Annotated in this window: 13 protein-coding genes; 6 read left to right on the forward strand and 7 right to left on the reverse strand. The window is 64.1% G+C overall.

Features of this window, described 5'->3' with window-relative positions; genetic code table 11:
• Window positions 1-60: 60 nt before the first annotated feature.
• The 3 genes from CN673_RS08495 to CN673_RS08505 are packed head-to-tail and all read left to right on the forward strand — an operon-like array spanning window position 61 to window position 3,345.
• Window positions 61-1,854, forward strand: a complete 1,794-nt coding sequence (locus CN673_RS08495) for an ABC transporter ATP-binding protein (protein WP_099866112.1) — start codon at window positions 61-63, stop codon at window positions 1,852-1,854.
• Window positions 1,855-1,859: 5 nt separating this feature from the next.
• Window positions 1,860-2,681, forward strand: a complete 822-nt coding sequence (gene dapB, locus CN673_RS08500; RefSeq protein WP_099865826.1) for a 4-hydroxy-tetrahydrodipicolinate reductase — start codon at window positions 1,860-1,862, stop codon at window positions 2,679-2,681.
• A 28-nt stretch (window positions 2,682-2,709) separates the two neighbouring features.
• The gene (locus CN673_RS08505; RefSeq protein ID WP_099865827.1) at window positions 2,710-3,345 is read left to right on the forward strand and encodes a 2,3-bisphosphoglycerate-dependent phosphoglycerate mutase; all 636 of its coding nucleotides are present in this window, start codon (window positions 2,710-2,712) and stop codon (window positions 3,343-3,345) included.
• Window positions 3,346-3,349: 4 nt separating this feature from the next.
• Here CN673_RS08505 and CN673_RS08510 read toward each other — a convergent pair whose 3' ends face one another.
• Both CN673_RS08510 and CN673_RS08515 read right to left on the reverse strand, forming a co-directional pair.
• The gene (locus CN673_RS08510) at window positions 3,350-4,228 is read right to left on the reverse strand and encodes a methylated-DNA--[protein]-cysteine S-methyltransferase (RefSeq protein WP_099865828.1); all 879 of its coding nucleotides are present in this window, start codon (window positions 4,226-4,228) and stop codon (window positions 3,350-3,352) included.
• A gap of 70 nt (window positions 4,229-4,298) precedes the next feature.
• Window positions 4,299-6,599, reverse strand: a complete 2,301-nt coding sequence (locus CN673_RS08515) for an NADP-dependent malic enzyme (RefSeq protein ID WP_099865829.1) — start codon at window positions 6,597-6,599, stop codon at window positions 4,299-4,301.
• Between the two features lie 172 nt (window positions 6,600-6,771).
• On the opposite strand from CN673_RS08515, the gene mutS reads away from it, so the two are divergent.
• The 3 genes from mutS (at window position 6,772) to CN673_RS08530 (ending at window position 11,047) form a co-directional block, all read left to right on the forward strand.
• The gene (mutS, locus tag CN673_RS08520) at window positions 6,772-9,498 is read left to right on the forward strand and encodes a DNA mismatch repair protein MutS (RefSeq protein ID WP_245409834.1); all 2,727 of its coding nucleotides are present in this window, start codon (window positions 6,772-6,774) and stop codon (window positions 9,496-9,498) included.
• Window positions 9,499-9,637: 139 nt separating this feature from the next.
• On the forward strand, window positions 9,638-10,363 hold the full coding sequence (gene grpE / locus CN673_RS08525; RefSeq protein ID WP_099865830.1) for a nucleotide exchange factor GrpE: 726 nt from the start codon (window positions 9,638-9,640) through the stop codon (window positions 10,361-10,363).
• Window positions 10,364-10,414: 51 nt separating this feature from the next.
• A complete protein-coding gene (locus CN673_RS08530) occupies window positions 10,415-11,047 on the forward strand; it encodes a trimeric intracellular cation channel family protein (RefSeq protein WP_099865831.1) in 633 nt (210 codons plus the stop codon).
• A 9-nt stretch (window positions 11,048-11,056) separates the two neighbouring features.
• Here the strand turns inward: CN673_RS08530 and CN673_RS08535 are convergent, their stop codons facing one another.
• From CN673_RS08535 to CN673_RS08555, 5 genes are all read right to left on the reverse strand, one after another.
• Window positions 11,057-12,049 (reverse strand): adenosine kinase, encoded by a 993-nt coding sequence (locus tag CN673_RS08535; RefSeq protein WP_099866114.1) that lies wholly within the window; start codon window positions 12,047-12,049, stop codon window positions 11,057-11,059.
• 35 nt (window positions 12,050-12,084) lie between these two features.
• Complete coding sequence (gene truA / locus CN673_RS08540; RefSeq protein ID WP_099865832.1) at window positions 12,085-12,828, reverse strand: tRNA pseudouridine(38-40) synthase TruA; 744 nt, start codon at window positions 12,826-12,828, stop codon at window positions 12,085-12,087.
• Window positions 12,828-13,763 (reverse strand): methionyl-tRNA formyltransferase, encoded by a 936-nt coding sequence (gene fmt / locus CN673_RS08545; protein WP_099865833.1) that lies wholly within the window; start codon window positions 13,761-13,763, stop codon window positions 12,828-12,830. Before fmt ends, truA begins: the two co-directional genes overlap by 1 nt.
• Window positions 13,764-13,850: 87 nt before the next feature.
• Window positions 13,851-15,353, reverse strand: coding sequence for an aldehyde dehydrogenase (NADP(+)) (locus CN673_RS08550; protein ID WP_099865834.1), 1,503 nt, complete (start codon window positions 15,351-15,353; stop codon window positions 13,851-13,853).
• Between the two features lie 5 nt (window positions 15,354-15,358).
• Complete coding sequence (locus tag CN673_RS08555; protein WP_099865835.1) at window positions 15,359-16,150, reverse strand: NAD-dependent epimerase/dehydratase family protein; 792 nt, start codon at window positions 16,148-16,150, stop codon at window positions 15,359-15,361.

The following is a 16,150-nucleotide window of genomic DNA, read 5'->3' on the forward strand; positions in this document are numbered from 1 at the left end:
CGCTTTTTGGAACAGAAGCGAGCAAAGAAGACCCGGCTCGACCCCGATACCGTTCTCGGCATGCTGAAGCGCATCCTGGCCGAAAACGGCAAGGACTATGTGGGCACCTACGCCGTCGCCATCGTGTGCCTGGTGATCGTGGCCCTGACGACCGCATTTACGGCATGGATCATGGAAGCGGTCGTCAACGAGGCGTTCGCCAATCAGCGCGCCGATGTCGTCTGGCTGATCTGCGGATCGATCCTCGCCGCCTTCATCCTGCGCGGCCTTGCGTCCTACGGGCAGGCCGTTGCGCTGGCACAGGTCGGTAACAACATCGTCGCCCGCTACCAAAAGCGCCTGTTCGATCATCTGATGGCGCTTAGCGTCGGTTTTTTCTCCGACATGCGCTCAGCCCAGATCGCCGCGCAAATCAGCCAGAATGTCACCGGCATCCGCGATGTGCTGAACCTGACGATCACGTCGCTGGCCCGAGACCTGCTGACTCTGGTGGCGTTGATCGGGGTGATGATCTCGAAAGACGCACTCTTGACCCTTGTCGTCTTCGCCGTCGCGCCGCCGCTGCTGATCGCATTGCGCTACATCTCCAAGCGTCTGCGAAGCGCGACGCGGGAATCGGTGGAACTCAACAGCCACGTTCTCGGCGCCATGCAGGAGACAGTGCAGGGCGTCACCATCGTCAAGGCCTTCACGATGGAGGAGCAACTGCGCGCCAAGATGCGGGTGCTGATCGATGCGGCGGAAGGACGGGCCAATCGCATCGTCCGCCTCACCGAGCGCACGTCTCCCCTTACCGAGACGCTCGCCGGCATCGCCATATCAGGCGTTCTCGCCTATGCCGCCTTCCGCTCGATCTATGGTGGCGTCCTTCCCGGTGCGTTCTTCGCGTTCGTCACGGCGCTTCTCCTCGCCTATGAGCCGGCGAAGCGGCTGGCGCGCCTGCAGGTCAATCTGGAACGCGCGATCGTCAATGCGCGGATGATCTACGAGATCCTCGACATCGTGCCGACACAAGCCGACGCGCCGAATGCGGTGCCGCTCAAGGTCGAAGGCGGGCGGGTCGTCTTCGACGCCGTCGACTTCGCCTACACCGAAGGCGAGCCTATCCTGACCGATGTCAGCTTCACGGCCGAAGCTGGCCGCACGACCGCGCTTGTCGGCCCCTCGGGCGCTGGAAAATCAACGGTGATCGGGCTGATCCCGCGCTTTCACGACCCCGAGAGGGGCCGCATCCTGATCGACGGCCAGGATATCGCGGCCGTGACCAAGAATTCGCTGCGCGCCGCGATCGCTTATGTCTCGCAGCAACCTTACCTTTTCGAAGGCACCATTCGCGACAACATCCGCTATGGCCGGCCCGACGCCACGGATGCCGAGATCGAGGCGGCCGCGCACCAGGCGCATGCCCATGCGTTCATTCTGAGCCAGCCCCAGGGCTATGACACCCCCGTTGGCGAAAACGGCATCACGCTTTCCGGCGGACAGCGCCAGCGTCTCTCGATCGCCCGCGCCCTCGTGCGCAATGCTCCGATCCTCCTCTTGGACGAAGCCACATCGGCGCTCGACACCGAATCCGAAGCGCTCGTCCAGAGCGCCTTGGAGACCGCAATGGAAGGGCGCACGGTCATCGTCATCGCGCACCGTCTTTCCACGATCGCACGGGCGGACAAGATCATCGTCATGCAGAATGGCCGTGTCGCCGAGGAAGGTCGCCACGAGGAACTGGCGCGACGTGAGGAGGGGCTTTATGCCCGCTTCCATCGCATGCAGGCGCTAGGCCTCGACAGCGACGCCGCGCTGGAAGCGGCCGCCGAAACCGGCGACACCGAACGCAAGGGCAAGAGTGCATCATGAGCGAGATGAAGGATCTGGGGCTGGTGGTCGTCGGTGCCGGTGGGCGCATGGGACAGACGCTCATCAGAGTGATCGCGGCGATGGACGGCGTGCGTCTTGCCGGTGCCGTCGAGCGGCAGGGCTCCAGCGACCTTGGACGCGATGCCGGTGAGATTGCAGGGTCGGGCAAGTTGGGCGTCGCGCTCACCGACGACCTCGATACAGCGCTCGCCGGTGCCGATGGCATCATCGATTTCACCACGCCGGAAGCCACATCCGCATTCGCCGCCAGAGCGGCAGCCGGCGGGCTCATACACATCATCGGCACGACGGGATGCAACGAGGACGTGGAGCGCGCGATCTCTCAGGCCGCTGAGAAGGCGCGGATCGTCAAGTCGGGCAATATGAGCCTCGGCGTCAATCTCCTGTCGGTTCTTGTCGAAGACGCGGCCCGCGCGCTGGAGGCAGCGGACTGGGATATCGAAGTGCTGGAGATGCATCATCGCCACAAGGTCGATGCGCCGTCCGGAACCGCGCTTCTTCTTGCCGAGGCTGCTGCGCGGGGGCGCGCCATCGACCTTGCGGAGAAGAGCGTGCGGGTGCGCGATGGCCACACCGGCGCCCGCCCCCTGGGCACGATCGGGTTCGCCACGTTGCGCGGCGGTTCCGTCGTCGGCGAACACGCTGTGCTGCTCGCTGGCGAAGGCGAAACCATCGAACTGACCCACAAGGCAAGCGACCGCGCGATCTTCGCTCGCGGCGCCATCAAGGCCGCACTCTGGGCCAGCCGGCAACAACCGGGCCTTTATTCCATGCTCGATGTTCTCGGGCTTGCCAGCCACAATTGATCCGTTTGCCATCAGGAGAGCGATACCAATGTCCGGAACCCTCGTGCTTGTGCGTCACGGCCAGAGCGAATGGAACCTGAAGAACCTGTTCACCGGCTGGAAGGACCCCGGTCTCACCGATCTCGGGGTTCAGGAGGCCAGCGAAGGCGGCAAGGCACTCAAGGCCTATGGGATCGACTTCGACATCGCTTACACGTCGGCGCTCTCACGGGCGCAGAAGACGCTGGACATCATCCTTGAGGAGATCGGCCAGCGCGACCTTGAGACGATCCGCGACGAAGCCCTGAACGAGCGGGACTATGGCGATCTGTCCGGTCTCAACAAGGACGATGCCCGCGAAAAATGGGGTGAGGAGCAAGTGCACATCTGGCGACGTTCCTACGACGTCCCGCCGCCGGGCGGCGAGAGCCTGAAGGATACCGGCGCGCGCGTGTGGCCCTATTACGTGATGGAGATTCTGCCGCGGGTGCTGCGCGGCGAGAAGGTTCTCGTGGCCGCCCACGGCAACTCTCTGAGGGCACTGGTCATGATCCTTGATCGCCTGAGCCGCGAGTCAGTGTTGAAGCTCAATCTGGCGACCGGCGTGCCGATGGTCTACAAGCTCAATGCGGATTCGACTGTCGCCTCGAAAGAGGTTCTGGGCGACATGTCGAAGGCACACTGAGCCCTCACGCCTGCCCCTGGCCCACTTCCCAGCCGAGCATTGCGCGCTTGCGGGTCAGTCCCCAGTGATAGCCGGTGAGATCACCGGATTTGCCGAGCGCGCGGTGGCAGGGAACGACGAACGAAATCGGATTGCGTCCGACTGCAGCACCGACCGCGCGTGAGGCGGTGGGCTGGCCGATCTTGCGAGCGAGGTCGGAATAGGTGCACGCCCTGGCCAAGGGAATCTGCATCAGCGCCTGCCACACCCGGATCTGGAAGTCCGAGCCGATGAGAACGACGTTGAGCGGTTCGTCGGCTTGCCAGCGGGCCGGATCGAAGACCCGCGCGGCATAGGGCGCCGTCGCCGCCGCGTCCTCGACATAGCGGGCCTTCGGCCAGCGGCTCGCCATATCCTCGAACGCATCCTTGCCGAGAGACGGGTCGTCGAACGCCAGCCCCGCCAATCCGCGGTCGGTGATCATGATCAGCGCGAGACCAAAGGGCGAGGGATGATAGCCGTAGCGGATGGTCAGGCCCTCGCCCCTGGCTTTCCAGACGCCTGGCGACATCGCCTCATGGGTGACGAAGAGATCATGCAGCCGGCCCGGCCCGGAATAACCGACCTCGAAGCTGGCATCGAGAAGCGGCAACCCCTCCGTCCCAAGCAGCCTCTTGGCGTGGTCGAGCGTGACCGCCTGGAGAAAGGCCTTGGGCGACAGGCCAGCCCAACGCGTGAACACCTTCTGCAACTGGCTCGGAGACTGTCCAAGGTCGGCCGCAAGCCGGTCTAGCGTCGGCTGGGAGCGGTAGTCCTGCGTGATCATCTCGATCACCCGTCGAACGGTCTCGTAGTCGGACCCGTCAGGCGTAATGTCTTGATGCAAGCGGGCGGCGACGGTCATGGCGGTTCTCCTGAATTGGTCCGATTGGACCATGGTCCGCGATCCGCCGCCACCCGATTCATGCCAGCCGTCAGCTGCTGGCGTTGAACGCAGCGATAGCGGCCATGTTGACGATGTCGGAGTCCTTGGCGCCCATCGAGGCGATCTGCACCGACTTGTCCAGGCCGACAAGCAAGGGGCCGATCACCGTCGAGCCGCCCAGTTCCTGCAGCATCTTCGTCGAGATCGATGCCGAGTGGAACGCCGGCATCACGAGGACGTTGGCGGTGCCCGACAGACGGCAGAACGGGTACTGCTCCATCAGCTTGGCATTGAGCGCGACATCGGCGGCCATGTCGCCGTCATACTCAAAATCCACGCGGCGCCGATCGAGAATGCGCACGGCCTCCTTGACCTTTTCCGACCGCTCGCCGGAGGGATGACCGAATGTCGAATAGGCAAGCATCGCCACGCGCGGCTCATAGCCCATGCGCCGTGCCATGTGCGCCGCCTCCTCCGCAATATCGGCCAGTTCGTCCGCCGTCGGCATGTCGATCACCGCCGTATCGGCGACAAGGACGGTGCGGCCGCGGCACAGCGCCAGGGAAGCGCCGATGACGCGGTGTCCGGGCTTGGTGTCGATCACCCGCCGAACGTCTTCGAGCGCCGTCGAATAGTTGCGCGTCGTGCCCGTAACCATCGCGTCGGCATCGCCGAGCGCAACCATGCAGGCAGCAAAGTGGTTGCGATCGTTGTTGATCAAGCGCTGGCAGTCGCGCTGGAGAAAGCCCTTCCGCTGCAATCGCGCATAGAGATAGTCGACATAGGCGTTGACGCGGTGCGAGCGCCGGGCATTGACGAGTTCGATGCCCGGACGATCGAGGTCGATGCCGGCCCGCCGCGCGGTCTCCTGCATCTCCTCGTCGCGGCCGAGCAGGATGGCTGTGCCGAGGCGCTGATTCACATAGGAGATCGCCGCGCGCATCACCTGTTCTTCCTCGCCCTCCGCAAAGACGACGCGGCGCGGATGGCGCCTCACGCGTTCGTAGATGCGCTGCAGCGTCGATGCGATCGGATCGCGGCGGGCCGACAGTTCGTGCGCGTAAGCCTCAAGATCGAGGATCGGCCTGCTGGCGACACCGGAGTCCATCGCAGCCTTGGCGACGGCAACGGGGATGGCGGAGATCAACCGCGGATCGAAGGGCACCGGGATGATGTATTGCGGGCCGAAGCGCGGGCGGTTGCCGGAATAAGCGGCGGCGACGTCGTCGGGCACGTCCTCGCGGGCAAGCGCGGCGAGTGCCTCGGCGGCGGCGATCTTCATGGCGTCATTGATGGTGGACGCCCGCACATCCAGCGCGCCGCGGAAGATATAGGGGAAACCCAGAACGTTGTTGACCTGGTTCGGATAGTCAGAGCGCCCGGTCGCCATGATCGCGTCGTTGCGGAACTCGGCGACCTCCTCCGGCGTGATCTCCGGGTCGGGATTGGCCATGGCGAAGATGATCGGCTGCGGCGCCATCGAGCGGATCATATCTTCCGTCAGGGCGCCCTTGACCGAAAGCCCGAAGACGACGTCGGCTCCTTTCAGGGCGTCAGCGAGCGAGCGCGCCTCAGTGTCCGTCGCATGGGCCGATTTCCACTGGTTCATGCCCTCGGTGCGGCCCTCGTAGATGACGCCCTTGGTGTCGCAGAGGATGACGTTCTCCGGCGAAAAGCCCATGGCCTTGATGAGGTCCATGCAGGCGATCGCGGCTGCGCCCGCGCCGTTGCACACCAGCTTGGTCGACTTCAGGTCGCGGCCGGTCAGATGCAGGGCGTTGATCAACCCTGCCGCGGCGATGATGGCGGTGCCGTGCTGGTCGTCGTGGAAGACGGGAATGTCCATCACTTCGCGCAGGCGCTGCTCGATGATGAAGCAGTCCGGCGCCTTGATATCCTCCAGATTGATGCCGCCGAAGGAGGGACCGAGGAAACGCACCGAATTGATGAATTCGTCCGTGTCCTGCGTGTCGACCTCCAGATCGATGGAATCGACGTCGGCGAAGCGCTTGAACAGCACCGCCTTGCCTTCCATTACCGGCTTGGAGGCCAACGCGCCGAGATTGCCGAGACCGAGAATTGCGGTTCCGTTGGAGATCACGGCAACCATGTTGCCGCGCGCGGTGTAATCGAACGCCTTGGATGGATCTTCGGCGATCGCCTTGACCGGCACGGCGACGCCCGGTGAATAGGCCAGGGAGAGGTCGCGCTGCGTCGCCATCGCCTTGGTGGGATTGACCTCCAGTTTGCCGGGTCGGCCGCGCGCGTGAAAATCCAGAGCCTCCTGATCGGAGACGGTCGTCGGCGACTGGCCGGAGCGTTGCTTCTTCGGCTGCAATTCTATGGGCATGTTTCCTCAAACCTTTTGTGGGCGACGGTTCTTGCGCCATCGCATCCTGATCGTTTTTGTGGCCTTAACTTCCTGTGGAGCCAGGCCCGCGGCCGGCTGTTCTTTCGCCACGGGGAAACGCAGACTACCCTATCGGACCGAAACCGCAATTCGATTGGACGGACAAGGTTTTTTGCTGAAAGAGACGGACCCGAAAGCCGAGCGCGCGGCACGCCTTGCCTCGACGGAAAGCCTGTCGAGTGCGACGCCGATGATCGCCCAGTTCATCGAGATCAAAGCAGCCAACCCCGATTCCCTGCTCTTTTATCGCATGGGCGATTTCTACGAGCTGTTCTTCGACGATGCCGTCGAGGCCTCGCGCGCGCTCGGCATCACGCTCACCAAGCGCGGCCAGCATATGGGCGAGGCCATCCCGATGTGCGGCGTACCGGTGCATGCGGCCGATGATTATCTGCAGAAGCTGATTGGCCTTGGCTATCGCGTTGCGGTCTGCGAGCAGGTCGAAGATCCCGCAGAAGCAAAAAAACGCGGCGCAAAATCGGTCGTGCGGCGTGACGTGACACGGCTCGTCACGCCCGGCACGCTGACCGAAGAGCGATTGCTGAACCCCTCCGAGTCCAACTATCTGATGGCTCTTGCCCGCGTTCGATCCGGCGGTGCGAACGGGTTTGCCCTCGCCTGGATCGACATCTCGACCGGGGTCTTCCGGCTGGCGGAAACAAGCCCGGCAAGGCTCGTCGCCGACATCATGCGCGTCGACCCGCGCGAGGTGATCGTCGCCGACACCGTCTTTTACGACGACGAGATGCGAGCGGTCTTCCATGCGCTCGGTCGTCTCACCGTCCCGCAGCCGGGCGTTCTCTTCGACAGCTCGTCGGCAGAAGGGCGCGTCGCACGCTTCTTTGGCGTTGCGACCCTCGATGGCTTCGGCAGTTTCTCGCGCGCCGAACTCGCCGCGGCCTCCGCTGCCATCGCCTATGTGGAAAAGACGCAGATCGCCGAACGCCCTGCGCTGTCCAGGCCGGAACGGGAAGCGACATCATCCGCGCTCTATATCGATCCGGCGACACGGGCCAATCTGGAGCTGCTGCGCACGCTCGCCGGCAGCCGCGAGGGCAGTCTGCTCAAGGCGCTGGATCGAACGGTGACAGGGGGCGGTGCACGGCTGCTGGCGGAACGGCTGATGGCGCCGCTGACGGAACCGAAGTCGATCGACGCACGTCTTGATTCCGTCGCGCATTTCCTGGCGGCTCCGGGTCAGGCGGACCGCCTGAACACGGCGCTCAAATCAATGACGGACATGCCGCGTGCGCTGTCCCGCATCGCGCTCAACCGCGGCGGCCCACGGGATCTTGGAGCGCTGCGGCATGGCATGGCGACCGCGCGGAACATTGCGGAGTTGCTCGAGGCCAGCGATCTTCCCGCCGAACTGGCAAGCGCCCGAAAGGCGCTGATCGGCCTGCCGGCGAAACTGATCGAGCGATTGCATGAAACGCTTGCCGAGGACTTGCCGCTGATGAAGCGCGACGGCGGCTTCGTGCGGGCCGGACATCATGGCGAACTCGACGAGCTGCGCGATCTGCGCGACCAGTCACGAAAGGTCATCGCCGGACTGCAGGCGCGCTACGCGGACGAGACCGGGGTGAAATCACTCAAGATCCGCCACAACAACGTGCTCGGATACTACATCGAAGTGACGGCCGGGAATGCGGGTGCGCTGACTGGCGAGGATGCGCGCGCACGGTTCATCCACCGGCAGACCATGGCGAGCGCCATGCGCTTTACCACCACGGAACTGTCCGACCTCGAAAGCCGAATCGCCAATGCCGCCGACAGGGCGCTGACAATCGAGCTTTCGATCTTCGACGCCGTGAGCGCTGCCGTGGTGGACGCCGCGGACGCGATTCGTCAGGCGGCACAAGCCGTTTCCGTCATCGACGTGGCGGGCGCCCTCGCCGTCCTTGCGGAGGAACAAGGCTATTGCCGACCGACCATCGACAATTCACTCGCATTCCAGATCGTGAGCGGCCGGCATCCGGTGGTGGAACAGGCGCTGAGACGCAGCGCGGGCCAGCCCTTCGTCGCCAATGATTGCGACCTCTCCCCCTCGGGCGAGGCGGGCAACGGGGCGATCTGGCTCTTGACCGGACCGAACATGGGCGGCAAGTCGACGTTCTTGCGCCAGAATGCGCTGATCGCCATCATGGCTCAGACCGGCTCGTTCGTACCTGCCGGAAGCGCGCATATCGGCGTGGTCGACAGGCTCTTCAGCCGTGTCGGCGCCTCGGACGACCTGGCGCGCGGACGCTCGACCTTCATGGTGGAGATGGTCGAGACGGCCGCGATCCTTAACCAGGCAAGCGAGCGCTCGCTGGTGATCCTCGACGAGATCGGACGCGGCACGGCGACATTCGACGGACTGTCGATCGCCTGGGCTTCGGTCGAGCATCTGCATGAGGTCAATCGTTGCCGCGGCCTCTTCGCCACCCACTATCACGAGCTTACGGCGCTTTCGGAAAAGCTTGGGCGCCTCGCCAATGCAACGATGCGGGTGAAGGAATGGAACGGTGACGTGATCTTCCTTCACTCGGTCGGACCGGGGGCAGCCGACCGCTCCTACGGCATTCAGGTCGCACGCTTGGCGGGCCTTCCCGAAACGGTCGTTGAACGCGCGCGCAACGTCCTGGCACGGCTGGAAGACACCGAGCGCAAGAACCCCGCTATCAGCCTGATCGACGATCTGCCGCTTTTCGCGGCAATGTCGCGTCCGCCCCCGGCATTGCCGCCATCCGACGACCGTTTGAAGACGGCCCTTGATGCGCTGGACCCGGACGACATGACCCCTCGCGATGCCATGGAAGCCCTCTATCGCCTGAAAGGCTTGGCTTTCGAGCCATGAATGAGGCAGACGATGCCTTGATTTTTGGACCGGAAGCATCGATATCCGGCGCACGGAAAGGCTTGGCCAGGCTCCCCGCACGACCGGGTCTGCCAGCGAGCCGATAATCGGACGACGGGACAGGGATCAAAATAACGTCATGACCGACGAGACCAAGAAGCACGCGCCGGACGATAAAAAGGAAACCCAGAACGGGTTTGACGAGGCCCGCGAAGCCGCGGAAGCCGCGCTCGGTGAGGAAGATCAGCCCTTTGGCGACGAGATTGCGGACAACGGCGAAGCCTTGACGATCCTCGTCGACGGCCTGAAGAGCGAGAACGCCGATCTGAAGGACAAGTATCTGCGGCTCGCAGCGGAGATGGACAATCTGCGCCGCCGCACGGCACGCGACGTCAAGGATGCCAAGAGCTACGCCATCGCGAATTTCGCGCGAGACATGCTGGCCGTTTCGGACAATCTGCGCCGCGCACTCGACGCCATACCGGACGAACAGCGCCAATCGGACGATGCCGGCTTCAATTCGCTTGTCGAGGGCGTGGAGATGACCGAGCGGGCCATGCTTTCCGCGATGGAGCGCCATGGCGTGCGCAAGCAGGAGCCGGAAGGCCAGAAGTTCGATCCCAACTTCCATCAGGCAATGTTCGAGGTGCCCAATACGGACGTGGCGAACAACACGGTCGTCCAGGTCGTCCAGGATGGGTATGTCATTGGCGAGCGCGTTCTGCGGCCCGCAATGGTGGGCGTGTCCAAGGGTGGCCCGAAGCAATCGGCAGAAGCAGCGGCAGAGGGCGGCGCTGCGGCACAGAGCGCCGACGGCGAGGCCGAACCCGGCGCGCCCAACGCGCAGTCCGAGAAGGACGCCTAGAGCGCTTAAGCCCGGCCGTTCTGGCCGGGTTTTGGTCATCGGGGGCCCGTCATGCCGATCCTGGAACTGATGGATTATGCCGGCGTCGCTGTCTTTGCCGCGACCGGCGCACTGGCGGCTTCGCGCAAGCTGCTGGATATCATCGGCTTCCTTTTTCTTGCCGGCGTGACGGGCATCGGCGGAGGAACATTGAGGGACGTCATTCTGGGCGTGCCGGTCTTCTGGGTGGAGAACCCGACCTATCTCATCGTATGCGCCAGCGTCGCCGTAATCGTTTTTCTCACGGCGCACCTTGTGGAGTCGCGGTACCGTCTCCTCATCTGGCTCGATGCGGTCGGGCTTTCGGCCTATTGCGTGATGGGCGCCGCGAAGGGTTTCGACGCAACCGGATCGATGACCGTCGCGGTCGTCATGGGCATGCTCACGGCGACGTTCGGCGGCATATTGCGGGATCTGCTCTCGGGCGAACCCTCCGTCCTGATGCGGCCGGAGGTCTATGTGACGGCGGCTCTTGCCGGCGCTTCCACCTACACCGTCACCGCCGCGATCGGTACGCCGATCATCGCCGCCTCGCTTGCAGGCCTTGCCGTTGCCTTCACCGTCCGCGGCGGTGCGCTGCGCTATGGCTGGGCATTTTCGCCCTATCGCCCGCGTCCGGGCCGCCCGCCCGACGACGTGATGTGAGCGGGTGCATCAGGCAAGGCCAACCTTCTCCGCTTCCTTTGACAGCTGCTGCATGGGACGCGGTCCCACCTGCTGAATGACGAGGCCGGCGGCCAGGCTGCCAAGTCGGCCGCATTCGTCCAGCGTCTTGCCGTTGGTATAGCCATAGAGGAACCCGGCGGCATAGAGATCGCCGGCTCCGGTCGTATCGACCAGCTCGCGGATTTCGATCGCATCGATCTCGACACGCTCGTCACCACGCAGCACGATCGAGCCAAGCTCGCTGCGCGTCACGGCGGCGAGCCGGCAGTCCTTCGCGATCCGCGCCAATGCTTCCTCCAGGTCGTCCGTCTGGTAGAGCGACTTGGCTTCGCTGGCATTGGCGAAGACGATATCCACCGTGCCCGACCGCATCAGATCCAGAAACTCCTCGCGATAGCGATCGACGCAGAATGGATCGGACAGCGTCATCGACATCTCGCGTCCATTGGCATGCGCGATGCTTGCACATTGGCGGATCGCTTCCTTGGCACGCGGCGGGTCCCAAAGATAACCTTCGAAATACGTGACCTTGGATGCGGCCACGACGGCTTCCTCGACGTCTTCCGGCCCCAGTTCGACGCAAGCGCCGAGATAGGTGTTCATAGACCGCTCCCCATCCGGCGTCACGAAGATCATCGAGCGTGCCGTCGGCGGTGGCCCGGCGAGCGGCGCGGTGGCAAAACGCACACCCTGGGCGCGGATGTCGTGGGCGTAGATATCGCCAAGCTGGTCCTTCGCGACCTTGCCGAAAAAGGCTGCCGCTCCGCCAAAACTGGCAACGCCGGCGGCGGTGTTTCCAGCCGAACCGCCGGAGGCTTCGAGTGCCGGACCCATGCGGTCGTACAACAACTCGGCGCGCTCGGCATCGATCAGGTTCATCGCTCCCTTGATGATCCCGTTATCTGTCAGAAATTCTTCCTCGCAGCGCGCGATGATGTCGACAATCGCATTGCCGATGCACAAAACGTCGATGGTAGTCATGAGCTCCGATCTCGTTTCTTCGAATGGACGGTCGATCAATAATCGACCTGCATGAAATAAAGCCCGCAGGGCGGCGCAACCGGGCCGCATGCCTTCCGGTCACGCGCCTCGAGCGCCGTGCGGAGGTCGTCCGGCCGCCACTTGCCTTCTCCGACAAGCTTGAGAGATCCTGCGAAAGAACGGATCTGATTGTGGAGAAAACTCTGGGCGGTCACTTGAAGATCTATCCGCTCACCGCAGCGGGTCACGTCCAGCCGGTCCATTGTCCTCACAGGGCTGTTGGCCTGGCACTGAACCGAACGGAACGTCGTGAAATCGTGACGGCCGACCAGCAATTGCGCAGCCTCGTTCATCGCGGCGGCATCGAGCGAGCGGGCGACGCGCCAGGCGCGGGCCGCCTCCAGCGTCAGTGGCGCGGCACGATTGATGAAGCGATAGAGATAATGTCGCTTCCTGGCGGAAAAGCGGGCATCGAAATCTTCGGCAACCTCGGCCGCGTCCAGAACGCAGACAGTCTGCCTCGCCATCGTCAGATGCGCGTTGATCGCATTGCGCACCGTCTCAAACGGCCATTGCTTCGAAAGATCGAAATGCGCGACCTGGCCGCGCGCATGGACACCGGCATCGGTGCGCCCTGCCCCGGAAACACGCGGCGCTTCGCCGCTGAAACATGCGATGGCCTGTTCGAGCGCGGCCTGAATGGAAGGGCCGTTCTCCTGCCGCTGCCAGCCGACATAGCCGGTCCCATCATATTCCACGATGATACGATAGCGCGGCATTACGCGACCTTCATTCCCTCGAAAAGGCCAGTGCCGCGCTGGAACGCATCGGCCGGAAGTGCCTTGCCGCCGGCGCGCTGAAGGGTAACAAGCCGCACCGCGCCCTCGCCGCATGCGATGGTCAGGCTGTCGTCTAGAACGTTTCCCGGTTCGCCGCTGCCGCCGGCCCGCTCGCTGCGCAGGACCTTTATCCGCTCCGGCCCCGCTCCGCGATCGGCCTCGAACCATGCGCCAGGAAACGGCGACAGTCCGCGAATATGGTTGTGGACGTCGCGCGCGGGCTGCGTGAAATCGATGCGTGCTTCGGCCTTTTCGATCTTCCGTGCGTAGGTGACGCCCTCGTCGGACTGCGGCGTCAGCGTCAGCGCATCCGCTTCCAGCGCCTTCATCGCGCGAGCCATCAGCCCGCCGCCGACCACCATCAGCCTGTCGTGCAATTCCCCGGTGGTCATGTCCGGCCCGATGGAAACCTTTTCGCTCATCGCGACCGGTCCCGTGTCGAGCCCCTCATCCATCTTCATGACCATCACGCCGGTCTCGCCATCACCGGCCATGATCGCCCGATGGATCGGCGCGGCACCGCGCCAACGCGGCAGCAGCGAAGCATGCCCATTGAAACAGCCGAGCCGTGTGCCCGAGAGGATCGCGGGAGGCAGCAACTGACCGTAGGCGACGACCACTGCGACATCCGCCTTGAGCGCGCGAAATGCGTGCTGCTCGTCCTGCCCCTTCAAGGACGTCGGCGTGCGCACGTCAAAACCCAGCAGTTCAGCCTGCTGATGGACCGGAGACTTCACCGGAGCCAGTCCGCGCCGTCCTCCGGGGCGAGGCGGCTGCGTGTAGACAGCCAGAATCTCATGTCCGTCCTGGGCGAGGGCAGCCAGTGTCGGCACGGCAAAAGCCGGCGTTCCCATGAACACGATCTTCAACGGCATGCCTCATCCGCGGGACTGCGATCTTCAAGCGAAGGTCACATATGCCCAGCCGGCGCTCCGAGGGCAAGCACCGCCACGTATTTCGCCTCAGTTCAACGCCTCGGGCAAAAGGCTGGCGGGGATGTCCTGATAGCAGACAGGTCGTAGAAACCGCCGGATCGCCAGCGTTCCGACTGATGTGGTCGAGACTTGCGTGGAAGCCGGGTACGGCCCGCCATGCATCATCGCATCCGCCACCTCGACCCCCGTCGGAAAGCCGTTTGCCAGGAGCCGGCCTGCCTTGCGCTCCAGGATGGGCAGAAGGCGGCGCGCATCCGCGTGGTCGGCCTCGTCGAGCTGCAGCGTGCAGGTCAACTGCCCTTCGAGCCCTCGGGCGATTTCGAGCATCTGATCGACATCCTTCGCCTTGACCACAATGCCGAGCGGACCGAACACTTCGTGGTGGAGGTCGGGCTCGGCCAACCAGGTCTCGCCGCTGGCGACGAAAACCGCCGGCGCGCTGTTGCGGCCGCTGCTTTCGCCGGCCCACACCGTCTGCGTGCCACCATGCGCGGCGATGCGGTCGAGCCCCTTGCGATAGGCATCGGCGATGCCGTCGCCCAGCATCGTCTGGGCCGCAACACCTTCCAGCGCCTCGCTGGTCGTGGCGATGAAGGCATCGGCTTCGCCCTCCGGCATCACGACAACGCCGGGATTGGTGCAGAACTGACCGACACCCATGGTCAGGGAGCCTGCCCAGGACTTGCCGATCTGGCTGGCACGTGCCTTTGCGGCAGCCGGCAGGACAAAGACGGGGTTCACGCTGCCGAGTTCGCCGAAGAAGGGGATCGGCTCGGGACGGTTCTGCGCGATGTCATAAAGCGCCCGGCCTCCACCGAGCGATCCGGTGAAACCGATGGCCCTGATCAGTGGATGGCTGACCAGCGCCTCGCCCAGTGCATTCGTGCTGCCATGGATCAGCGAGAAAACGCCGGGCGGCATGTCTTCCGCCCGTATCGCGGCATCGATCGCCTCTGCGACATGCTGCGCTGTCCCCGGATGGGCAGGGTGCCCCTTGACGACCACCGGACAGCCCGCAGCAAGAGCCGACGCCGTGTCGCCGCCAGCCGTGGAAAAGGCGAGCGGAAAGTTCGAGGCTCCGAAGACGCCGACCGGGCCGATGGGCCGCTGCATCAGACGCAGATCCGGACGCGGTGCCGGCTGGCGATCGGGCAGGGCCTCGTCATGCCGCCGGTCGAGGTAGTCGCCCTTTTCGATGTGGCGCGCGAAAAGCTGGAGCTGTCCCGTGGTGCGGCCACACTCGCCCTCAAGGCGCGCCTGCGGCAGACCCGACTCGGCCATGGCGGTCTCCACGATCGCGGCCTTGCGCGCGGTGATCTCTTCGGCGATGCGGTTCAGGAAGGAAGCACGTTTGCTGTCCGGCAGGTATCCATAGGTCCAGAAGGCATCCTCGGCAGCCTTGGCCGCGCGGTCGACCTCTGCCGCGCCACCTTCGGCGAAGGTCCTTGGCTCGCCCGTTGCCGGGCGCGAGGCGAAGGTCTGCGATCCGGCGACCCACTCGCCGGCGATGAGGTGCTTTCCGTCGGTCATGTCACTCAATCCTCGAAATGTCCTTTGGCGGCAAATCCGCCGCCCTGAAATCTGACGGCTGGGGCGGTGCCTTCGTCCGGCGGATCGCCAGCGAACTTGGCACGGAATTTCTCCGCATTGTCCTTTGGCCGCCAGCCCAGATAGGCGACCTTGGAATTGTCCCACCAACTCTCGTCATTGTCCGATGCACCATAGATGATCGGACAGCCGAGCCGCGGCGCAGCGAAGACACGCTCGATCAGCGAAACGAAATCATCCGCGCTGAGCCATGTCGCCAGCATGCGGCGATCCTTCGGCTCGTCGAAACAGCTTCCGATCCTGACGATCGCCGTTTCGATGCCGAACTTGTCGTAATAGAGCCGCGCCACCGCCTCGCCAAAACACTTGGATACGCCATAAAGGCTGTCGGGCCGCAGCACCGAATCCGCATCCAGCCGGGTCTCGCGCTCATGAAACCCGATCGCATGATTGGAACTGGCGAAGACAATGCGGCGGCAGCCGGTCTGGCGCGCGGCTTCATAGACATTGTAGAGCCCGCGAATGTTCGCATCGAGAATGACGTCGAACGTGTTCTCGACCGACATGCCGCCAAAATGCACGATGCCGTCACATCCGTCGACGAGATCCTTCACGGCAGCGAAATCGGCGAGATCGCACGGCACGACCTCTTCTCCCGACGTCTGGGGCGCCATTTCGGCGACGTCGGACAGGCGGATCGTTTCGGCCAGATGCGTCAAGCGGCTGCGTGCCATGCGGCCGAGATTTCCGCCGGCGCCTGTTATGAGCAATCGTTTCAT

The sequence above is a fragment of the Neopararhizobium haloflavum genome (assembly GCF_002750855.1).
Taxonomy (GTDB): domain Bacteria; phylum Pseudomonadota; class Alphaproteobacteria; order Rhizobiales; family Rhizobiaceae; genus Georhizobium; species Georhizobium haloflavum.